The sequence below is a fragment of the Actinomycetospora endophytica genome (assembly GCF_021026375.1).
Classification (GTDB): domain Bacteria; phylum Actinomycetota; class Actinomycetes; order Mycobacteriales; family Pseudonocardiaceae; genus Actinomycetospora; species Actinomycetospora endophytica.
The window spans coordinates 316,837-337,755 of the sequence record NZ_JAJNDB010000006.1 but is presented as its reverse complement, the minus strand read 5'-3'; the positions used below and the strand labels follow the sequence as shown (position 1 = coordinate 337,755).

Here is a 20,919-nt window from a genome sequence, read left to right as displayed (position 1 = left end):
GATGGTCGAACGGGACGGCGACGGAGCGCTCACCGCCGAGTCCGCGGAGGTGCTCGCGACCGCCCGCGGGCTGGCCGAACAGTGCGGCGTCCCGGTCGGGGCGGTCGCGGTCGGGGACGCCGGTGACCTCCCCGACGACCTGGCCAAGCGGGGTATCGCGACGCTGCACCTGCTCCAGCACGAGCTGCTCGCCGACGGGGAGCCGGCGTCCGTGGGCGAGGCCCTCGCCGGACTCGTCACCGCGCTGCGGCCGGCGGCGGTGCTCGCCGCCGACGGAGGCCGGTGCACCGACGCGATGGCCTGGGCCGCCGCGGCGCTCGACGCCCCGCTGGCCACGGCGTGCACCGAGATCCGGCCGGGGGACGAGTGGGAGGTCACCCGGGAGCGCTCCGGCGGCATCCTGCTCGAGGACGCCGTGCTCGCCGCCCCGGTGCGCTTCTGCACGCTGCGCCCGGGCGGTCCGTCGCCGAGCGAGACAGCGGCGGCCGCGGAGGTGACCGTCCACGTGGTGGTCCCCGAGCTCGGCACCTCGGTGCCGCGCGCCCGGCTGGTCGAGCGCACCCGGCGCTCGTCGGGCATGACGCTGGCGAGCGCTCCGGTGGTCGTCGCGGGTGGTCGCGGGGTCGGCAGCGCCGAGGGCTATGGCGTGCTCGAGGAGCTGGCCGGTCTCGTCGGCGGCGTCGTCGGGTGCTCGCGGGTCGCGACGAACAACGGTTGGCGGCCGCACGCCGACCAGGTCGGGCTCACCGGCACCCGGATCAGCCCGGACCTCTACGTCGCGTGCGGCATCAGCGGCGCCACCCAGCACTGGGTCGGGTGCATGAACGCCCGCGCGATCCTCGCCGTCAACACCGATCCCGAGGCCCCGATGGTCAGCCGCGCGACGTGGGCGGTGATCGGCGACGTGCACGCGGTGCTGCCCGCCGTCGTGGCGGAGATCCGGCGACGCTCCGAGGGTGGGTGATCCGGGATGCTCGACGGGCAGCTGCGCGCCGGAATGCGAGTCTGGCGTGACGGGGTGTATCGCGACGTCCTCGGCCTGATCACGTGCAGTCGGCACGCGTGGTGCCGAGCTCGTCGACCACGAGCACAACAGGTGGTTTCGAGATCGCGGGGCCTGTCCGCTCATGTGGCCCGGGGAGCACGCCCCTGACCGGCGTCGGCTGCCGCCGGGCGCGACGTGGCGGGACCCCTGACGGCGAGGTACGCCATCCCGGACACCACGGCGACCACGACGAGCATCGCGATCCCGATCAGCAGCATGACGATCCCGCTCGGCCCCGACGAGGACGAGGCGTACGACGAGGAATACGACGAGACCGCCGACGACGAGTGGGACGCCGACGCGATCGACACGACCAGCCAGAGGAGCACCGTCAGGCCCATCCCGACCACCGCGAGGATGCTCCACAGCCTGACCCAGAAGGCGATCTTCCGCGTGGACGTCGCGATCTCGAGCAGTCGCGCGTCGCCGTAGCTCATCGGGCCCGCGGCCCGCGTCATCATCTGCTCGCTCATCGTCATCTCCCCGGCTCACGGATCTTGTCGCCCGATCCATCGCAGCGCGGCCCGTCCCGTTACGCCCCTTTCGACCGACCCGTCCCGGTCGCCGGTGGTGGCACGCGCTGCACCGCCACTGCCTCGCGTGGCCAGGGTGTAGGTGCCCGCGGCAGCCGTGCGTTCCCGAGACCGCGGCGTGATCACCGGCAACGAGCCTCCGGTCGCTCAGCCCACCGCGCCGAGGATCCGGCCCACCTCCGCGCCGAGTTCCGCCGCGTCGAGGGGCCGGACGTGCTGCTGCACCACCGTGCCCAGCAGCCACGACACCAGGGCGCGCGAGTCCTGGCGCGCCCCGACCGGCCGAGCGGCGGCCAGGAGCTCGTCGAACAGCGACTCGACCGACGTCAGCATCCCCTCGGTCGAGGCGCGTTCGCCGCGGCGGCCCGCCGCGATCCAGTGCTCGAACCAGAGGAACGCGGCGTACGGCCGCTCGGCGAAGGTGTCGAGGTAGGCGGTGACCACCGCGCGCAGCCGCTGCTCGGGATCGGTGTACGAGCGCGCGACCTCCCGCAGCCCGGTCAGCATCGCCTCGAGGTGGGCGGCGACGGCGGCGTCGACGATCTCGTCGATGTCGCGGAAGTAGTAGTGGATCGCGCTCTTCGTCAGCGGGCTGGCGTCCGCGACCGCCCGCGCCGTGCACCCCGCGACGCCGTCCCGGGCGAGGTTCCGCGGCACCCACCGGGGCCCGTTCCAGGGGATCGAGCCCACCGGCCGGCGGGTCGAGTTCGGTGCCATCCGGATCTACCGGCTGCACGACGGCCTCGTCGTCGAGACCTGGGCGCACCAGGACTCGATGGGTCTGGCGCGCCAGCTCCGCGGCTGACGGTCTCAGCGGGCCCAGTACGTCTCGGCCAGCCGCGGGATCGTCCCGGACGGGAACAACGCGTCGACCTGGGTGCCGTACCCCCGGACCAGCGCGTCCTTGGCGTCCAGGCCCTCGTCGAACGACCACGGACGCAGGTCGGCGCGGCGCACGAACGCCGGGTCGGGGGCGTGCTCGAGGGCGTAGGGGAAGTCGGAGAACCACACGACGGTCCCGGGCCAGGCGAGGCCGAGGTCACGGGTGACGAGGTGGTCGACGTGGCGCCCGATGCCGAGCGGGCACAGCAGCAGGTCGGCCTCGGTCGCACGGACGGCGATCCTGGCGGCGAGATCCGCGCGGAGGCGTCGATCGCCGCGGGAGACGCGCCCGCGGGCGATGTCGAAGCGGTAGGTCGGGTAGCGGTGGACCAGCTCGGGGAGCAGGCGGCCCACCGGGGAGAGCGCGGCGGGGACGTCGCGCTGACGGAACAGCGCGTCGGTGAGCCCCAGGTGCTCGGGTCGGGCGCCGAGGGTCTCGACCACACCACGGTCCTCGGCGCGGCGGGCGCGGAACAGCGTGGCGGCGTCGGGGTGGGCGCACTGGCGCAGGAACGACCGGGCCGCGCGGCTGTGCGGGCCGTCGGTGGCCTCGGTGAACAGCGTGAGGACGGTGATCTCGCAGCGGGGCGCGAGCGCGCGGAGCAGGGCGCCGCAGGACAGGACGGCGTCGTCGAGGTGCGGGGAGAGGACGAGGCAGCGTGCCCCCGAGGTCAGCGCGGACCGCAGGGGTGCGGGGGTCGGGTCGGGCACGGCGTCTCCTCTCGGCGGGTCGGGCGGGTCGGGCTCCGGTCAGGCGGCGAGCGCCTCGACGCCGTCGCCGGTGAGCCGGGCCGGCCCGGAGACCTGGGTCTCGAGCACGCCGGCGGCGCGCAGCCGGGCGGCCACGAACTGGTCCGCGCACGGCAGGCCGTCGATGAGCAGGCGCCCGGCGGTGACGGTCCCGCGGCCGGCGGCCACGGCGGCCAGGACGGCACGGTCGCGGCGGGACAACTGCGGGACGGCGGAGGAGAGGGTGGCGGACATGGTGTGCTCCGGCGGTTCTGGGTGCGGCTGGTGATGGCACTCAGCCTGGCCGTTCCCCCTGGTCGGGCGCGGTGGAGCTGACCCGACGACGACGGGTGCCCGCCCTGCGATCGGGGTGGGGACATCCCCACCTCTAGAGCACGCCGGTGGCGAGCAGCGCACCCCCGACGAGCACCAGCAGCACGATCACGGCCGCGACGACGAGCAGCACGGTCCGCGAGCTCCGGCCGCCCGACGGGGCCTCGGTGGGCGACGGGGCGGGAGCCTGCGCCGGCGGCCCGGTGCCGGGGCCCCCGGCGCCCGGGAAGGGCCCCGTCATCGGCCGCTGGGGCGCGCCCGGCGGACCGGCCGGTGGACGGCCGCCCGGCGGGCCCGGACGACGGCCCGGACCCTGACCACCCGGCCCTTGCCCGCACGATGCCTGCCCACCAGGACCTTGCCCGCCGGGACGTTGAGCACCCGGGCCCGGCATCGGCACCCCCGGTGCGGGTCCCTGTCCCGGGGCCGGCCGGCCCACCGCGGGGAACGACCCGCTCGGCATCCCGGGCCGCGCGGGCTGCTGGCGCGGCGCGCTCTGCTCGCCGGAGGGCCGCGTCGACGGACCGCCGGTTCGCGGCTGCGGGCCGGTTCCGGGCGACGGGCGCACGACGGCGGTCTTCGTCTCGTCGGCGGGCGAGCTCGCGCGAGTCACCGTGGTCTGCGCGTCGCCGGGTTCCGGGCGGGTGACGGTGGTCTTGGTGTCGTCGGCCGGCGAGCCCGGGCGGGTCACCGTGGTCTGCACGTCGTCCTGGCTGACGGCGGCGACCCGACCGTCGACCACCGGTCGTGGGGTCACCGTCGTCGGCGCCGAGGACTCCGCATCGGCCGACGACGAGGCCGCCGCGGCCGCCGTCTCCACCTTCGGCTTCGAGCGGCCCTTCGCCCGGGCCTTCCCGCGCGCCGGCGACGATCCGGCGGCCGCCTCGCCCGCCGGGGCGTCGGCTCCCGCCAGCTCCGCCGCCGCGCGCGCCGCCCCGAGCGCCACCATGTACTCCGGGTGGTCGTCGACGATCACGCGGAGCCCGAGCCGGTCCGCGACGGTCCGCTCGACCAGCGGGACCCGTGCCGAACCGCCGATCAGCAGCACGGCGCCGGGCCGCACTGGCGCGGCCTCCAAGGCCCGACCGAGCGCCTCCACGCTGCGGGTCACGGTCGGCCGGATGCGCTCCTCGAACGCCGCGCGCGACACCGAGACCTCCGCGTGCCGCCCGGGCAGCAGCACCGGCACGTTCACCTCGTCCTCGGAGGAGAGCGCCTCCTTCGCCACGAGGCAGTCCTGGCGGAGGCGGGCGAGGACGGCGGCGCTCGCGTCGTCGTCGGGGTCGAGGTCGGCGAGCAGCCCGCCGGAGGACTCGTCGACCAGCGCGATCACCGCCTCGTCGAAATCGGTGCCGCCGAGGCGCTCGATGTCGACGGGCGACCCCACGGGCTCCAGCGCGTCGCCGCGGCGGGTGAGCACGGAGGCCTCGAAGGAACTGCCGCCGAGGTCGTACACCGCGACCACGGACCCGTCGTCGAACCCGTGGAGGGCGCGCTGCTGGCCGGCGGCGGCCTGCGCGTCGGTGATCATCGCGGCGTCGGGCAGACCGGCCGCGGCCGCCACGTCCTCGAAGAGCCCCCGGCGGAAGGGACCCCACCCGGCCGGGTGGGTCAGGACCACCCGCCGGGCCGTCTCGCCCCGCACGGTCGCCACGCGCACGAGGACGTCGCGCAGGATGGCCGCGAGCAGGTCGGTCGCGGGCCGTGTCTCCTCGCCGAGCAGGACGGGTGCCGGGTCCCCGAGGCGGCGGCGGACCCCCCACGCCGCCCGGGACGGGTCGGTGGTGGCCCGCCGTGCGGCGACCTCGCCGGTGACCAGCGAGCCGCCGTCGCGGTGGTGCACGACCGCCGGGACGATGATCGACCGGTCGCCGAGGGCGACCATCTCGGGGCGGCCGTCGTCCCCCGCGACCGCCGCCGCGACGGTCGTCCCCCCGAGATCGACCCCGAGAACGTGGGCCACGCCGTCTCCCCTCCGCGCACGAGCCCACGCATCGTAATGACATCGGCGGCGGGCGGGGAGCACCCGACGCCGGTGATCACGGAGCGACTCCGGACCGTCACACGGCGCTCGTCAAGGGGGAGAACCCTACCTCGCGGGAGGGTGCGCCCCCTCGCCGTCGGACGCCGCGCCCGGAAGGCTGTGCAGCCATGACGCCCGCGGTGGTCGTCGACCGGAACCCGCGTCCCGGCCGGCGGCCCGACCAGCCCGGATCGGGGGATGCCGCCGTGCCCGCACCCGAGACGGACGCCCGCGAGGACCGTCGTCGTCAGGAGGAACGGTGGCGCCGCCGCCGCAGCCTGGAGCGCCAGCTCCACGACGGCGCCGCGCTGAGGATCTCCTCGCTCGCGCTCCGGCTCGGGGTGCTCGAGAACGGCAGCGTCGATCCCGACGACGGCGCCCGGCACCGCGACATCGCCGCGCTGCAGGACGAGGTGGCCGCCGCGCTCGAGGAGCTCCGGGCGGTCGCGAGCCAGATCTACCCGCCGTTGCTGCACGAGGCAGGCCTCGGCCCGGCGCTGCGCGAGCTAGTCACCGCGCGGCAGCGCGACGTCGTCCTGGACGTCGCCGCGGACCGCGCCGAGCCCGCCGTCGAGGGCGCGGTGTACTTCGCGCTCGCCGACTGTCTGGAGGCGTCGGGGGCCCCGCTGGCCGTGCGGATCCGCCGGGAGCCAGGAACCGTCGAAGGGGGAGACATCGTGGTCGTCGTCATCGAGGGGGCGGACCCCGCCCTCGGTCCCGCCGTGCTCGACGAGGCGGGTCCGCTCGGCGGCACCGTCGACGTCGAGGGTGCGCCCGGGAGCGCCGGGACGATCACGGCGAGGTTCCCGTGCGCGTAGCGGTCGCCGAGGACGGGGCGCTCTTCCGCCAGGGCCTCGTCATGCTGTTGGAGGCCTCGGGGCACGAGGTCGTGGCGTGCGTGCCGGGCGGGGACGAGCTGGTCGCGGCGCTGGCGAACGACCCCGTCGACGTCGCGCTGCTCGACATCCGGATGCCCCCGGAGCCCGACGGCGGGCTCGTCACCGCCGAGCGGCTGCGCGCCGCGCACCCGGAGATGGGGCTGCTGTTCCTCTCGCACTACGCCGAGTCGCACTACCTCGTGCGGATCCTCGAGATCGGGACCGACCGCGTCGGCTACCGGCTCAAGGAGAAGGTCGGCAGCGTCGAGGTCCTCTCCGACACGCTCTCCCGGATCGCCGACGGCGAGATCGTCATCGAGCCGGTCCTGGCGAAGCGCCTGGTCGAGAAGCCGCGCAACGACCGCAAGGACGTGGTGGCCGCGCTCTCCGAGCGGGAGCGCGACGTGCTGAAGCTGATGGCCGAGGGACGGTCCAACGGCGGCATCGCGTCCACCCTGTTCGTCAGCGGCAAGGCGGTCGAGAAGCACATCGCGAGCATCTTCGACAAGCTCGGGCTGCACGGGGACGCCTCGGTCCACCACCGGCGGGTGCTCGCCGTGCTGACCTACCTCCGGTCGCAGCGCGGGGAGTCCTGACCGACTCTTCCGCCCCGGCCCCGGCCCGCCTACTCTCCGTGCCCAGAGGAGCGGACGAGACGGCGGTGTGATGGACCGATCGGGTGCGGAGCGGGTGTGGCGAGCACTCAGCGCCGTCGCCATCGTCGCTGCCTGCCTGGCCGTCGCGGTGGTGATCGGCGAGGCGGTCCTCGGCCCGGACATCGGGCCGCTGCTCGCGCCGTTCGGGGGCGCCGGGCTCGCGGCCGCGGTCCTGGCGGCGACCGGCCGGGCGCGCCCGGGGAGCCCGGACGACCGCACCGACCCCGGGCGGGCGGGCCGCTCCGCGCTGCTCGCCGCCACCGCCCCGGCGTCCTTGTCCGGCCTCGCCCAGGTCCTGCGCGAGGGGACCGGGGCCGCCCACGCCGAGGTCTGGCTGGCCGTCCCCGGCGGGCTCGCCGCGCAGTCCGGGCCGGAGCGGGCCGCGTCGCTGACGGACCTGCTGCTCCGGCCGGACGTCGACCACGCGCTCCCGGTGGTCGACGACGGCGAGCTGCGCGCGGTCCTCACCCTCGGCAAGCCGGGCCGGCCCGTGACGGCCGCCGACCGGACGCTCGTCGCGGAGGTCGGGTCGGGCGCCGGGCTGCTGCTGCGGGTGGTCGCCCGGGGGGCCGAGCTGCGCAGCCGGGTGGCGCGTGCGGGCGAGCTGGCCCGCGAGACCGAGGCGTCGCGGCGGCGCCTGGGCCGGGCCCGGGAGGTCGAGCGCCGCCGCCTGGTCGGCGAGCTCGGGGGCGCCACCACCGACCGGCTCGTCGCCTTCCGGACCGCGGTCACCGACGCCGGCGAGTCGATCGACGAGGGCCTCGAGGAGCCGGAGGACGATCGTGACGAGGCGACCGAGCTCGCCCGCCACCACCTGGAGACCGCCCGCGAGCGGCTGGAGGAACTGCTCGACCGGTTCCGGGCCATCGCCCGCGGCGTCCACCCCGCCGTGCTGCGCGACCAGGGCCCGCGCGCCGCGCTCGAGGAGATCATCGCCGACCTGCCGCGGGCGGTGCACCTGTCCGGGCGTCTCACCGACCGCCTCCCGTGGGAGGTCGAGTCGGGGCTGTACTACGCCGCCGCCTCGGCGCTCGGCCTGCTCGGCGGCCGCTCCGGCGACGAGCCGCTGGAGCTGGATCTCGAGCAGACCGACGACCGCGCCGAGGTCCGGCTGATCGACGCCGAGGCCGACCCGGACGCCACCCGCGAGGCCCTCGCCGACGACGCCGACCGGCTCGCCGCCCTCGGCGGCTCGCTCGAGACGCACGTCGACGACGCCGGGCGCACGGTGCTGCGGGCGCGGCTTCCGATCCAGCTCAGCCCGCTGGTCGAGGCCGGGGCCACCCGATGACGGCGGTCGCGGCGGGCGGGCCGGTCGAGGCGGACCGGCCCGGCACCGACCGGCTGCTGACGGTGGTCTGGTGGGTCGTGTTCGTCGCGGTGTCGGCGCTGACCCTGGTGTGGCTGACCGTGGGCGCGCTGGTCTCCACGCCGCTGAACGAGCCGCCCGGCCAGGCGATCGTCGACTACCTCGCCAGCGCCGTGAACCTCGTCGTCGCCGTGGTGCTGCTGCGTCACGGCGGCCGGTCCTGGGCGATGCGCCTGCTCGCCCTGGCCATGGTCGGCTCGGCGGGCGCGTTCAACCTCCAGGCCCACGCGGCCGCGCTGGCCGTCCAGGAGGCCACCGGGATCGAGATCGGCGAGGCGCACCAGATCCTGCTGCACGGGGTGGCGGGCGCCGCGTTCGCCGGGGCGCTGCTGCTCGTGCCGGTCGAGACCGCCGGGAGCCCGGGGCGGCGCCGGGTCGTCTACGCCGTCGTGGCGGTGACGCTGTTCGTCGCGGGCGTCGGGACCGCGCTGCTGCCCCACACGCTGAGCTGCGTGGTGTTCTTCGGGTTCGCGGTGCCGCTGCTCGGGGTCGCCGCGATCGCCCCGGGGGTGCGCCGCGGCCCCACGCCGGAGGCCCGCGCCCGCGCCCGGCTGCTCACCAGCGTGCTGGTCGCGGCGGTGGGGGCCGCGACGGTGCTCGCGGTGCTCACCGCGGTCCTCGTCGCGCTCGGGCATCCGGGGCTCACGCTCGACGACCCGACCGCCCACCACAGCCCGCTCGGCATGGTCCCCACGGCGCTGCTGTTCTGGTTCGCCCGGCTGACCGCCGCGGTGATCGCGCTGGCCGTGCTCGTCGCGCGGCGCGCCCGACCGGCCGAGCGCTGGATGCGCGGCGGCCTCGCGGCACTGGTCACGATCGTGCTGCTGGGCGGGCTGGCCGTCCTGCTCGCGACGGTCGTCGCCACCGTGACCGGGTCGGCCGTCGTCGGGTACGTCGTGGCGGTCGTGGTGGTCGCGGCCCTGTGGCTGCCGGTGTCCGCGTGGACCGACCGGCTCGCCGAGCGCCTCCTCTACGGGACCCGGGCCACCCCCGCGGGCGTGCTCGCCGAGGTCTCGGAGCTCTCCCGGCGCACGGCCGGCGACCCGACCGGCCTCGACCGGGTCCCCGAGGCCGTCGGCCGGGCGCTCGGCGCCCGCGCGGTGCGGCTGACGACCCGCCGCGACGGGATGAGCGACCGCACCTCGCGCTGGCGCGCCCCCGACGGCGGCGCGGACGAGGACGAGGTGGCCTTCCCGGTGCGGCACGAGGGCGCCGAGGTCGGCACCCTCGTCGTCGACGCCGAGACCCTCGCCGGCGGCGACGACCGCCGCCGGCTGGTGAGCGACGTGGCCGACGGGCTCGGCGGGGTGCTCGCGGCGCACCGGCTCGAGATCGAGCTGGAGCGCCAGCTGCGGGTCGCGCTCGCGCACGCCGAGGAGATCGCGGCATCGCGGCGGCGGCTGGTCTCCGAGATGGACAGCGAGCGCCGGGCGATCGAGCGCAACCTGCACGACGGGGCCCAGCACCACCTGGTGTCGCTGCGGCTGACCCTCGGGCTCGTCGAGCACCTGGTGGGCGCGGCGCGGCTCGACGGCGCCCGCGAGCGCCTCGACACGCTCGTCACCCAGCTCGACACCGCCGAGTCGGTGCTGGCCGAGACCGCGACCGGGGTGTCGTCGGCGACGCTACGGCGCCTCGGTCCGCTGGAGACGCTGCGCTCCGACCTCGCCGAGGCCGAGCCGCCGATCGCCGTCGAGGGCGACGGCGTCGCCCGGCACGACGAGGCGATCGAGTCGGCCGTCTACTTCTGCGCCCTGGAGGCGGTGAACAACGCCCGCAAGCACGCGGGCGGCGCCGCGATCACGGTGCGGGTCAGCGACTCCGACGGCGTGCTGCGTGCGGTCGTCCGGGACGAGGGCCCCGGCTTCACGCCCACGCCGGGACAGGGCCCGGGCCGGGGGCTGCGGAACTTCACGACGCGGCTGTCCCCGGTCTCCGGGCGCGTCGAGCTGGACTCCGCCCCCGGGGCCGGGACCACGGTCCGCGTCGAGGTCCCGCTCCCCGCCGAGCCCGCGCCGGTGGCGGTCCCCGACGACCCGGCCGCGACGACCGCCCTGGCGGCGACGATCGTCCGCCCGGTCGAGACCACCGCAGGGAGCACCCGGGAGGACGTGGGCTCCCCGGCCGTGCCCGAGCCCGTCGAGCGGATCCGCGCCGTCGTCCCGGTGCTCGGGCCGCCGCGCCCGGCCCCCGATCCGTCCGGTCCCGGACCGGCGCCGCTGCCGCCCTCGGGGTCACGCCTGTTCGACGCGTCGATCGACCTGCTCCGGCGGATCGTCGCGCAGACCCCGCCGCAGCACCCCGTCGCCCGGCCGCTCGCGGGGCTGCTCGCCCGGTACGGCACGCCGTGGCGCATCGGGGTCGCCGGCCCGAACCGGCCCGACGCCGCGGCCACGGCCCGGGCGGTCGTCGCGCTCTGCCCGCGCCCCGCCCTCGTCGTCGACCTCTCGGCGCGCGCCGCCGAGGGCCCGCTCGCACCCGAGGACGTCGTCGACGTGCTGGTCCTGCTCGCCGAGGACGAGGCCGGCTCGTGGGTGCCGGGCTGGCTGGCCGACCTCCCGACGGTGGACGTGCGGGTCGTCCCCGCGGTCTCGGTCGGCGACGACGAGCCGTCGATCAGCGCCGCACCGACGACGTCCCCCGTCGCTCCGCTCGCCCCGGTCGGTCACACGGTCCGCGTCGCGCTGCCCGGTCCGGGCTCGCCGGAGGGGCGGAACCTGGAGCGCGTCGTCGAGGTGGTCGTCGACGACTGCCGCCCCCGGGCCGCACGCTCCCGGGCCCGCGCGGTGCTCGACGAGCTCGACCGGCTCGCCCGGCGCGGCGGGAGCGAGCCCTGGGCGCGCCGGGTCCTCTTCGACGTCGAGCGGGTGCGCGCCGCCGGGGCGCAGGAGGTCGCCGAGGCCGAGCTCGCCGAGGCGCTGCGGACCGGGCGGCTGGTGCTCCCCGAGGCACACCGCGACGCCGCGGTGCGGCTGCTCGGCCGCGACGGGATCTCCCCGCGCGCCCGGCTCGGGCTGGAGCCCACGGCCGAGACCACCGAGGTCACCACCGCCGCGCTGGAGCAGCGCGCCCGGTGGCAGCGCCTCGCTGCGCACATCCCGGCCCAGCGGGCGGTCCGCGACGCGGCCGAGGTGCTGGCGTCGTCCTGTGAGGGCCTGATCAGCACCGCTGGACGTGCAGCAGCACGGTGACGACCTCCCCGGCGGCCATCAGCCGCCCGAGGATCTCCTGCTGGCGCCCGGCCTCGACGAAGTCGGGATGGTCGCCGTGGTCCCGGGCCACCACGGCGTCGACGGCATCGGCCCGCCGCGACCAGTCCGCGGGCGCGTCGGGCAGCGACGACGCGTCCAGGCGGTCGGACACCCGGAAGCCGGTGGCCGCGAGCGCGCGGTGCAGCGAGACGTCGGTGGGGAAGTCGTTGCTGGCCAGCTCCTCGGAGAGCTCGCCGCGCGCGACCAGCTGGAGCAGCCCGAGCCGCGCGCCGGGCCGCAGCACCCGGTGCAGCTCGGCCAGCAGGGCGCGCGCGTCGCCGGCGACGTCGAGGACGCCGAGGGACCAGGCCGCGTCGACGGCCTCGTCGGGCAGGGGGAGGTGCTCGGTCCAGGCCGCGACGGTGGGGAGCCCGAAGAGCCGGCGGGACGCGGCCGCGGCGTGCGCCATCGGCTCGGCGAGCACGGCGGGCCCGGTCCAGTCGGAGCGGTGCTCCTGCGCCAGCCACGCCGTCGGCCCGCCGAGCCCGGACCCGGCGTCGAGGAAGCGGTCGCCCCGGTGCAGGTCGAGGCCGTCGGCGAGCCAGGCGAGGTCCGCGGGCCGGCCCGACCCGCGGCAGGCGGCGGGGATCGCGTGGTCCTCGCCGAGCTCGGCGACCGCGCGCTCGGTCCAGGCGGCGACGGTGTCGAACTCGGCCTCGAGCGAGGAGTCGGCCTCCGCCTCGTCGGTCAACCCGCACCTCCCGCTGATCACGCCCGGGCGCCGACCCGTTCGGTCGCGAGCCGCCGCCCGATCTCGGCCTTGATGTCGGCCGCTGGTACCCAACCGGCGCTCGACCCGACACCGGAGAGGTTGACGCCGACGACGCCGGGCACCGCGAGGAGCGCCCGGGCCTCGTCGACCGCGTTCGCGATGCCCGCCTCGACCGGGTCGGGAGCGGTGACCACCGACGCCACCGCGTCCTCGTCGAGCGCGAGCCCGGGCAGGTCGGCGAGCCCGCGCGCCGAGCGTTCGTCGGTGTAGACGGCCACCCCGGCGATCACCGGGATGTCGGCCCCGGCGGCCCGTGTCTCCTCCAGGAACGCGGCCAGCGCCGCGGGCGAGGAGACGTGGTTGACGACGACGAGCGACGCGCCGGCCCGTTGCTTCTCGGCCAGGGCCGCCGCCCGGGCACCCGCCGGGGGCGAGGCGGGCGACGCGGCCACGCTCGCGACCAGCCCAGCTCGGGCGGCCAGGTGGGTGAGGCGGGTCGAGTCGAGGTCGAACACCCCGGTGACGTCGGGGCGGGTGCCCGGACCCCGGCCGTCGCCGGTGACGCAGAGGATGCCCTCGACGCCCAGCGCGGCGAGTCCCGCGAGCTCCTGCTCGAGGACGACGCGGTTGCGGTCCCGGCAGGTGAGCGTGATCCACGGCCGCGCCCCGACCCGGGCCAGCTCGGCCGCCATCATCGTCGGGGGGAAGTCCGGGTTGTCGTGGTGCTCGGGCACGAGCAGCGCGTCGGAATGGGTGGCGAGCCGGCCCGCGACCTCGCGCAGCGTCGCCACGTCGTAGGGCGGGATGCACAGGTCGGAGAGCACCACCGGGCGCCGCGCGGACGTCGCGAGCAGGCCCCCGACGACCGCGGGCGCCCGGGGCGGGGTCGGCCCGTCCCACGGGCGCACCGGGACCGCGCCGGCCGGGTCGCCCCACGGGCAGGGCAGGTCGGCGTCCATCTCGCAGCCGCCGCTCGACCGGACACCGCCGCAGGGGCCGAACACCATGCGTTTGGGACACGCGTCGACGGACATGGACCGGGGGTTCCCGGCCGGACCGGTCACCCATCCGTCGCGGTGCGCACCGAGGTGATCTTGCGCACGCACCGGGCGGGAACCACGATGGGGTGGTCAGCGACGATGGGAGGGCGTGTGCGGGTTCGGGTGCTCGGGTCGGCCGCGGGCGGCGGCTTCCCGCAGTGGAACTGTTCGTGCGCCGGGTGCACGGCCGCGCGCGACGGGTCCGCGACCCCGCGCACCCAGTCGTCGATCGCGGTGACCGCCGACGACGACCGGTGGTTCCTCGTCAACGCCTCGCCCGACGTCCGCCAGCAGATGACCGCCTGCCCCGGGCTGCACCCGCGCGACGGCCGCGCGACCCCGCTCGGCGCGATCCTGCTCACCGACGCGGAGATCGACCACACCCTCGGGCTGATGCTGCTCCGGGAGGGCCGCGGCGTCACCGTGCACGCCACCGCCGCGACCGAGGCGACGCTGCGCCGGGGCACCGGGTTCCTGACGACGCTGGAGCGCTACTGCCCGGTCGAGGTCGTCCCCGTCGAGCCCGGGGTGCCGCACGCGCTCACCGCGGACCTCTCCTACACCGCGATCGACCTGCCGACGGGCAAGGAGCCACGGTTCGCCGAGGTGGGGTCGGCCGACGACCCGGGCCGCGTCGTCGGCTACCGGTTCCACGACCGCCGCACCGGTGGGACCGTGGTCTACGCCCCCGGGGTGGCGGACTTCGCGCCGCTGCTCGACGCGTGCGACGGGGCGTCGTGCCTGCTCGTGGACGGCACGACCTTCCACGACGACGAGCTCGTCCGGCTCGGCCTCGGGACCAAGACCGCGCGGGACATGGGCCACGTGAGCCTGGACGGCCCGGGCGGGACGCTGGAACGGCTGGCCACGCTGCCGGTCGAGCGCCGCGTCCTCGTCCACATCAACAACTCGAACCCGATCCTGCTCGAGGACTCGCCCGAACGGGCCGTCGTCGAGAAGGCCGGGGTGGAGATCGGCACCGACGAACTGGAGATCGAGGCATGAGCGACCTGGTCGACCGGCTGCGCTCGCAGGCTGAGCGCTACCACGCGGCCCACCCGTTCCACGTGCGCATGAACGCGGGTGAGCTCTCGCCCGAGCAGTTGCGCGGCTGGGTCGCGAACCGGTTCCACTACCAGGAGTCCATCCCGATCAAGGACGCCGCGATCCTGTCGAACTGCCCCGACGTGACCATGCGGCGACGCTGGATCCGGCGGATCACCGACCACGACGGTCACGACGGCGAGGAGGGCGGCATCGAGGCCTGGCTGCGCCTCGGCGAGGCGTGCGGGGTGCCCCGCGGGGAGATGACCGACCACCGGCACCTGCAGCCCGGCGTGCGCTTCGCCGTGGACGCCTACGTGACCTTCGCGCGGACGAAGCCGTGGGTCATCGCGGTGGCCTCGTCGTTGACGGAGCTGTTCGCGCCCGACCTCATGGCCGAGCGGCTCGCGGCGTTCGAGAAGTACTACACGTGGATCGACCCGGAGGGCCTGCAGTACTTCCGCAACCGGCTCTTCCAGGCCCCGCGGGACTCCGAGCACGCCCTCGAGGTGGTGCTCGAGCACTGCCACACCGAGGCCGACCAGCAGTCGGCCTTCGACGCGCTCGCGTTCAAGAACGACGTCCTCTGGAGCATGATGGACGCCATCGACCTGGCGTACCCGTCATGACGGGGCTGACCGTCCCGACGACCGGGCGACCCCGCCTCGGCCGCGGGGTCCGCATGCGCTTCGACAAGACCCGCGGCAAGCACGTGCTCGTGCTCCCGGAGACCGTCGTCGTCCTCAACGCCACCGGCGCCGCGATCCTCGAGCTCTGCGACGGACAGCGGACCGTGACCGACATCGTCGCCGCGCTGCGCGAGCAGTTCGGAGAGGTTCCCGACGAGCAGGTGGTCGGGTACCTGAGCAAGCTCGCCGAACGCCGGCACCTGGAGATCCTCGATGACTGAGCCCGCCGTCCCCGAACCCCCGATGGGCCTGCTGGCCGAGCTCACCTACCGCTGTCCGCTGGCCTGCGCCTACTGCTCGAACCCGATCGAGATCGCGGCCTACCGCGACGAGCTCGACACGGCCGACTGGCAGCGCGTGGTCACCGAGGCTGCCGAGCTCGGCGTGCTCCAGCTGCACCTCTCGGGCGGCGAGCCGCTGCTGCGCCGCGACCTCGCCGACATCGTCGCGACCGCCTCCGGGCTGGGGCTCTACACCAACCTCGTCACCAGCGCGCTGGGCCTGAACGAGAAGCGCGCCGCCGAGCTGCACGACGCCGGGCTCGACCACGTGCAGGTGTCGCTGCAGGCCGACGAGCCGACCCTCTCGGACCGCATCGCCGGCACGCCGTCGTTCGAGCGCAAGATCGCCGCGGCGCGCACCGTCCGCGACCTCGGGTGGCCGCTGACGCTCAACGTCGTGCTGCACCGCCAGAACATCGACCGGGTCGACCGGGTGCTCGCCGCCGCCGAGGACCTCGGCGCCGACCGGATCGAGCTCGCCAACACCCAGTACTACGGCTGGGCCTGGCACAACCGGACCGCGCTGCTGCCCAGCCGCGAGCAGCTGGCGCAGGCCGAGGTCACCGTCCGGGCCGCGAAGGAACGGCTGCGCGGCCAGATGGAGATCATCTACGTGGTGCCGGACTACTACGCCACCTACCCGAAGCCGTGCATGGGCGGCTGGGGGGCGCGCCAGCTGGTCGTGGTGCCGACCGGGGACGCGATGCCGTGCCTGGCCGCGCACGAGCTGCCGCTGCCGCGGGCGAACGTGCGGGACGGCTCGCTGCGCTGGATCTGGGAGGACTCGCCGATGTTCTCGGCGTTCCGCGGCACCGACTGGATGCCCGACCCGTGCCGGTCCTGCGAGCGCCGCGACGTCGACCTGGGCGGCTGCCGCTGCCAGGCGTTCGCGCTGACCGGCGACGCCACCCGCACCGACCCGGTCTGTCACCTCTCGCCGGACCACCACCTCGTGGAGTCCGCGGTCGAGGCGGCGAACGCCGACCGGGCGGGGGAGACGGTGAGCCTCCCGCTGGTGGCCCGGCCGCACGCGTAGGTGCGCTTCGCGCTCGTGAGCACTAATTGACGCTATAGCGTCAATTAGTGCTCACAAGGCCGAAGGCCACCTAATCGGTGTCCAGCGGCACCCCGTTGAACACCACGAGGCTCAGCACGAAGTACGCGACGTAGAGCCCGAGCAGGACGACGCCGTGCCAGCGCTTGAGCTTCCCGGTCGCCAGGAAGCCCGCCGAGATCGCCGTCATCACGAACAGCACCGGCAGGTGCCAGTCGAGCACGTCGGAGTCGACGGTGATCGCGCCGCCGACCAGCAGGATGATCCCGAGCTTGCCGGTCACCGAGAAGACGACGCTGCCGATGATGTTGGCGACGGCGATCTCCGGTGCGCCGCGGCGCTGGGGCTCCACGGTGAGGAAGATGTCCTCGAGGGAGAGCGCGATCGTCGCGATGGTGACGCCGAAGATCGTGCCGTCGATGTCGAAGTTGCCCAGGATGCCGTTGGTGCCCTCGCCGGCGACCACGGCGCCGATCACCAGGCCGACCAGCGCGATGACCGCGAACGCCAGGATCGCCCACGGGGACTGCCGGCGGGCCTTGAGGAACCCGTCGTCGATGCGCAGGTCGTCGGGGAGGTCGAACCCGCCGAGCAGCCCGCCGCCCTTCGGGCCGCCGCCGCCGGCCCGGGTACCGCCGACGACACCGCCGACGACGCCGTCGTCCCCGCCGCCGCCCTCGCGGATCAGCGTCGCCGTGCCGCCGCCCCCGGTGGTCACGCCGGCCTTCTCGAGCTGCTCGTAGACCTCCGCGTTGCGCCACACCGGGCGCCGCGAGGCGTACTCCCGCCACGCGACCCAGGCCACGAACGCCACGAACAACACGACGAGCGCGACGCCGGCCACCAGGGTCAGCGCTCCGGTCGCGGCGAGCGCCCACATGATCACCGGTGCCAGCACGAACAGCACGAGGTAGGACACCGGCACGTTGACCTCGCACGGCGCGATGATCGCCGCGAGGGCCAGCACCAGGCCGGTCATGGCGATCGTCGTGCCGATGACCGTGCCCAGCGCGACCTGGCTGAGGTCCTCGAGGTTCAGGACGATGCCGAAGGTGAGGTCGTCGAACTCGATCCCGGTGAAGACGACCGCGATGAGGAACAGCGAGATCGCCCACCGGCTCGCGACCCCGACCAGATACCCGATCAACTTCTCGGCGCTGTACACCAGCACTCCGATGCCCAGCACGAATTCGATGATCGAGATCATGGGCAGCTCCCCGGTGAGCCGAGCGACGGGTCGAGATCGACTCGTCGATGGTGATCGGGACCACCGGCGAATTCAACGGGTTGACAGATCCACTCGTGTGGGGGTTGAGCGCTACCCGGTGTTGCGCATCCCGGCGGAGATGCCGTTGACGGTGAGCAGCAGCGCCCGCTGCAGGTCCGGGTCGGGCTCGTCGACCCGGCGGCGCTCGGCGAGGGCGTGGACCTGCAGGTGGTGCAGGGGTTCGAGGTAGCTCTCACGCACCTCGAGGGTCTGGCGCAGCAGCGGGTTGTTGGCGAGCAGCCCGTCGCCCGGGGAGAGGGCGAGGACCTGACGCAGCGTCAGCGCGTGCTCGGCCTTGATGATCTCGAAGACGTCCTGCAGCTCCGGGTCGACCAGCTCCGAGACGTAGAAGCCGGCGATGCGCATGTCGGTCTTCGCCAACGTCATCTCCACGTTGGAGAGCAGGTTGGCGAAGAAGGCCCAGTCGCGCATCTCGTCGATGACCTCGCCGTACCCGGCGTCGTGCGCGGCCTTCAGCCCGGAGCCCAGGCCGAACCAGCCCGGGACGATCATGCGCGACTGCGTCCACCCGAACACCCAAGGAATCGCGCGCAGGTCGTCGAGCGAGGCGTTCCCGCCGGCGCCGGGGCGCTTGCCGGGGCGGGAGCCGACGTTGAGCATCGACAGCTCGTCCACCGGCGTGGCCTGGGTGAAGAAGTTGGGCAGGCCGTCGTGCTCGATCAGCTCGCCGTACGCGGCCTGGGCGGCGTCGGAGATGACGTCCATCGCCTCGTCCCAGCGCTTGAGCTGGTCGGCGGGGACGCGGCTGGTCTGGTGCAGCAGCGTCGCGTCGAGGACCGCCGACAGCATGATCTCGAGGTTGTCCTCGGCGAGGTTCGGCAGTGAGTACTTGTCCGAGATGACCTCGCCCTGCTCGGTCACCTTCATCACCGCGTCGACGACGCCGTGCGGCTGGGCGGCGATCGCCTCGCCCGCGGGTCCGCCGCCGCGCCCGACCGAGCCACCCCGGCCGTGGAAGAGCCGCAGCCGCACCCCGTGCTTGGCGGCGACGTCGCGCAGCTGGCGCTGGGCCTGGTGGATGGACCACTGGCTCGTCGTGATCCCGGCGCCCTTGTTGGAGTCCGAGTAGCCCAGCATCATCTCCTGCACGTCGCCGCGGGCCGCGACGATCGCCCGGTACGACGGGTCCGAGAGCATCCCGTCGAGCAGGTCACCGGAGATCTTCAGTTCCTTGGCCGTCTCGAACAGCGGGACGATGTCCACCGACGACACCGCCTGCTGCCCGCCGCCGGGCGCCGCGGTGATCTCGATCAGTCCGGCCTCGCGGGCGAGGACGGCGACGGCGAGCACGTCGTCGACGTTCTGGGCCATCGACATGATGTAGGTGTGCAGGGCGACCTCGCCGTAGGTCTCCTGCACGTCGCGGATGGTGTCGAAGACGTCGAGGGTCTCGCGGAAGCTCTGGTCGCCGATCTGCTGCCAGTTGCGCCGCGGCGTGAGCGCGCGTCGCCCGGCCAGCTCGTGCGAGAGCACCTCGATCCGCCCGGCGTGGTCCAGCTCGCCGTACGGGGTCTCGAGCTCGCCGAGCCGGTCGAACAGCGCCGCGAGTGCGGTGTGGTGGAAGTTGGTGTGCTCGCGGACGTCGACGCTCGCCAGGTGCAGCCCGACCGCGTTCGCCGAGCGCATGACGTCGCGCAGCATCCCGTCGGCGATCCGCTCACCCGCGTGCTCGCGCAGGGAACGGTCCATCATCGCGAGGTCCGCGAGGTACTCGTCGGCGCCCAGGTAGTCCCGGCCGGGGACGTGCGGGGTGCCGCCGGCGTAGCGCTCGCGGGTGTTCTCCAGACGGGCGTGGACGTAGGAGCACTTGAGCCGGTAGGGCTCCTCCGCGTTGAGCCGGACGTACCGCTCGTAGATCTCGGGGAGCTGGCGGCGGTCGCGCGCGAGGCTGCGGCGCAGGTCCTCGGACACCCCGACCAGCCGCGTGGAGACCGACAGCTCCTGGACGAGCTCCTCGAGCAGGCCGATCTGGATGCGGACCCCGCGCTCGGCGTAGATCCGCATGACCTCGGTGGTGAGCTCGGCGGTGACGTTGGGGTTGCCGTCGCGGTCGCCGCCGACCCAGCAGCCCAGCACCAGCGGCCGCGCCCCGGCCGGCAGCGAGAGCCCGACCCGGGCCAGCTCCTCGTCGAGCACCGTGAGCACCTCGGGCACGGCGTGCTGCCCGAGCTGCTCCAGGTAGTAGGAGACCGACCGGGCCTCGTCGAGCACCGTCGGGCGCTCCGGGCGGATCTCGTCGGTCTGCCAGATGAGGTCGACGAGCCGGGCGAGCTTGGTCTCCTCGACGTCGTCCGGGAGGTCCTGGGCCAGCAGGTTCGCGATCCCGCGCAGCTTGCCGAGCACCGACTGGCGCTGCGCCTCGGTCGGGTGCGCGGTGAAGACCGGCTTGAGCTCGAGGCGCGACAGCGCGGTCTGCACCTCGTCGGGGTCGGCCTCGGTGACGAGCCGGTCGGCGAGCTCGTGGATCGGGCCCTCGCCGTCGTCGTGGCGGGCCTGGCGCTCCAGGGAGCGGTGACACTGCTCGGCGACGTTCGCGAGGTGGAAGTAGGTCGCGAACGCCCGGGCCAGCACGGCCGCGGTCCCGGGGTCGAGGTCGGCGAGCAGATCGCGGATCTCGGTGTCGCCCTTCTCGGGCACCTGGCGCACCAGCCGGCGGACGTTCTCGACGAGCTCGAGCATGTCGTCGCCGTTCTGCCGGGCGAGCGTGCGCCCGAGCAGCGTCGTCAGCCGGCGGATATCGGTGCGCAGGGCGCTGTGCCCGGACTCCGACGCGACGCTGCCCTCGGTGGGAACGGCGTCGGCGCGGGCGGAACGGCGGCCGGTGCTCATGGTGCGCGTCTCCTCGGGCCGAGCTTCTCTGGGACGCCCACAGCACCGGGGACGTGCCCGATTGTGCCCCGGAACCGGCGTCCGCCACACCTCGTCGGGCCGTGTGTGGTGCCGCACGCGCGCCGGCCGTGTGCGTGCCGCACACGGCGGGGTGGCCGGCGGTTCCAGGTCGGCGTGGGGGTGCGTCGCGCACACTGCGCCCGACGGACGCTGCCGTGCTGAGTGTGCGTGCCGCAACGGGGATGACCGTTCGTGGTCGACCGGTGCCGGCCGTGTGCGTGCC

19 protein-coding genes are annotated in these 20,919 nt (G+C 75.0%); 10 read left to right on the top strand and 9 right to left on the bottom strand.

What is annotated here, in order from left to right:
• Position 1 precedes the first annotated feature (1 nt).
• Positions 2-964: an electron transfer flavoprotein subunit alpha/FixB family protein gene (locus LQ327_RS25345; protein ID WP_230738580.1), complete on the top strand. Its 963-nt coding sequence runs from the start codon at positions 2-4 to the stop codon at positions 962-964.
• Between the two features lie 161 nt (positions 965-1,125).
• On the opposite strand, the gene LQ327_RS25340 is transcribed toward LQ327_RS25345, so the two are convergent.
• On the bottom strand, positions 1,126-1,518 hold the full coding sequence (locus LQ327_RS25340; RefSeq protein WP_230738579.1) for a hypothetical protein: 393 nt from the start codon (positions 1,516-1,518) through the stop codon (positions 1,126-1,128).
• A gap of 207 nt (positions 1,519-1,725) precedes the next feature.
• On the bottom strand, positions 1,726-2,295 hold the full coding sequence (locus LQ327_RS25335; protein WP_230738578.1) for a TetR/AcrR family transcriptional regulator: 570 nt from the start codon (positions 2,293-2,295) through the stop codon (positions 1,726-1,728).
• Between LQ327_RS25335 and LQ327_RS35320 the strand changes: the two genes are divergently transcribed.
• The gene (locus tag LQ327_RS35320) at positions 2,258-2,383 is read left to right on the top strand and encodes an ester cyclase (protein WP_372460755.1); all 126 of its coding nucleotides are present in this window, start codon (positions 2,258-2,260) and stop codon (positions 2,381-2,383) included. The genes LQ327_RS25335 and LQ327_RS35320 overlap by 38 nt on opposite strands.
• A gap of 5 nt (positions 2,384-2,388) precedes the next feature.
• Here LQ327_RS35320 and LQ327_RS25330 read toward each other — a convergent pair whose 3' ends face one another.
• The 3 genes from LQ327_RS25330 to LQ327_RS25320 all read right to left on the bottom strand — a co-directional run bounded on the left by LQ327_RS25330 (position 2,389) and on the right by LQ327_RS25320 (position 5,485).
• On the bottom strand, positions 2,389-3,171 hold the full coding sequence (locus LQ327_RS25330; RefSeq protein ID WP_230738577.1) for a PIG-L deacetylase family protein: 783 nt from the start codon (positions 3,169-3,171) through the stop codon (positions 2,389-2,391).
• A gap of 39 nt (positions 3,172-3,210) precedes the next feature.
• Positions 3,211-3,444, bottom strand: a complete 234-nt coding sequence (locus LQ327_RS25325; RefSeq protein ID WP_230738576.1) for a hypothetical protein — start codon at positions 3,442-3,444, stop codon at positions 3,211-3,213.
• 133 nt (positions 3,445-3,577) lie between these two features.
• Positions 3,578-5,485 carry an Hsp70 family protein gene (locus LQ327_RS25320; protein WP_230738575.1) on the bottom strand — a complete coding sequence of 636 codons (1,908 nt, stop codon included), beginning with the start codon at positions 5,483-5,485 and terminating at the stop codon, positions 3,578-3,580.
• A gap of 266 nt (positions 5,486-5,751) precedes the next feature.
• On the opposite strand from LQ327_RS25320, the gene LQ327_RS25315 reads away from it, so the two are divergent.
• The 4 genes from LQ327_RS25315 (at position 5,752) to LQ327_RS25300 (ending at position 11,639) form a co-directional block, all read left to right on the top strand.
• Positions 5,752-6,363, top strand: a complete 612-nt coding sequence (locus tag LQ327_RS25315) for a histidine kinase (RefSeq protein WP_230738574.1) — start codon at positions 5,752-5,754, stop codon at positions 6,361-6,363.
• Positions 6,354-7,019 carry a response regulator transcription factor gene (locus LQ327_RS25310; protein ID WP_230738573.1) on the top strand — a complete coding sequence of 222 codons (666 nt, stop codon included), beginning with the start codon at positions 6,354-6,356 and terminating at the stop codon, positions 7,017-7,019. The genes LQ327_RS25315 and LQ327_RS25310 overlap by 10 nt, the downstream gene beginning before the upstream one ends.
• Before the next feature lie 70 nt (positions 7,020-7,089).
• Positions 7,090-8,370 carry a sensor histidine kinase gene (locus LQ327_RS25305; protein WP_230738572.1) on the top strand — a complete coding sequence of 427 codons (1,281 nt, stop codon included), beginning with the start codon at positions 7,090-7,092 and terminating at the stop codon, positions 8,368-8,370.
• Positions 8,367-11,639, top strand: coding sequence for an ATP-binding protein (locus LQ327_RS25300; protein WP_230738571.1), 3,273 nt, complete (start codon positions 8,367-8,369; stop codon positions 11,637-11,639). Before LQ327_RS25305 ends, LQ327_RS25300 begins: the two co-directional genes overlap by 4 nt.
• Here the strand turns inward: LQ327_RS25300 and LQ327_RS25295 are convergent.
• Both LQ327_RS25295 and LQ327_RS25290 read right to left on the bottom strand, forming a co-directional pair.
• Positions 11,608-12,390 carry a class I SAM-dependent methyltransferase gene (locus tag LQ327_RS25295; RefSeq protein ID WP_230738570.1) on the bottom strand — a complete coding sequence of 261 codons (783 nt, stop codon included), beginning with the start codon at positions 12,388-12,390 and terminating at the stop codon, positions 11,608-11,610. The genes LQ327_RS25300 and LQ327_RS25295 overlap by 32 nt on opposite strands.
• A 17-nt stretch (positions 12,391-12,407) precedes the next feature.
• A complete protein-coding gene (locus tag LQ327_RS25290; RefSeq protein WP_230738569.1) occupies positions 12,408-13,445 on the bottom strand; it encodes a methylenetetrahydrofolate reductase C-terminal domain-containing protein in 1,038 nt (345 codons plus the stop codon).
• A 117-nt stretch (positions 13,446-13,562) separates the two neighbouring features.
• Here LQ327_RS25290 and pqqB point away from each other — a divergent pair, with 117 nt between their 5' ends.
• From pqqB to pqqE, 4 genes are read left to right on the top strand one after another with little or no spacing between them, the layout of a single operon-like run.
• Complete coding sequence (gene pqqB, locus LQ327_RS25285; protein WP_230738568.1) at positions 13,563-14,456, top strand: pyrroloquinoline quinone biosynthesis protein PqqB; 894 nt, start codon at positions 13,563-13,565, stop codon at positions 14,454-14,456.
• Positions 14,453-15,124, top strand: a complete 672-nt coding sequence (gene pqqC / locus LQ327_RS25280) for a pyrroloquinoline-quinone synthase PqqC (RefSeq protein WP_230738567.1) — start codon at positions 14,453-14,455, stop codon at positions 15,122-15,124. The genes pqqB and pqqC overlap by 4 nt, the downstream gene beginning before the upstream one ends.
• Positions 15,121-15,405, top strand: a complete 285-nt coding sequence (pqqD, locus tag LQ327_RS25275) for a pyrroloquinoline quinone biosynthesis peptide chaperone PqqD (protein ID WP_230738566.1) — start codon at positions 15,121-15,123, stop codon at positions 15,403-15,405. The genes pqqC and pqqD overlap by 4 nt, the downstream gene beginning before the upstream one ends.
• Positions 15,398-16,501 carry a pyrroloquinoline quinone biosynthesis protein PqqE gene (gene pqqE, locus LQ327_RS25270; RefSeq protein WP_230738565.1) on the top strand — a complete coding sequence of 368 codons (1,104 nt, stop codon included), beginning with the start codon at positions 15,398-15,400 and terminating at the stop codon, positions 16,499-16,501. The genes pqqD and pqqE overlap by 8 nt, the downstream gene beginning before the upstream one ends.
• Positions 16,502-16,571: 70 nt before the next feature.
• Here the strand turns inward: pqqE and LQ327_RS25265 are convergent, their stop codons facing one another.
• Positions 16,572-17,726 (bottom strand): sodium:calcium antiporter, encoded by a 1,155-nt coding sequence (locus tag LQ327_RS25265; protein WP_230738564.1) that lies wholly within the window; start codon positions 17,724-17,726, stop codon positions 16,572-16,574.
• 111 nt (positions 17,727-17,837) lie between these two features.
• On the bottom strand, positions 17,838-20,636 hold the full coding sequence (gene ppc / locus LQ327_RS25260) for a phosphoenolpyruvate carboxylase (RefSeq protein ID WP_230738563.1): 2,799 nt from the start codon (positions 20,634-20,636) through the stop codon (positions 17,838-17,840).
• Between the last annotated feature and the right edge of the window lie 283 nt (positions 20,637-20,919).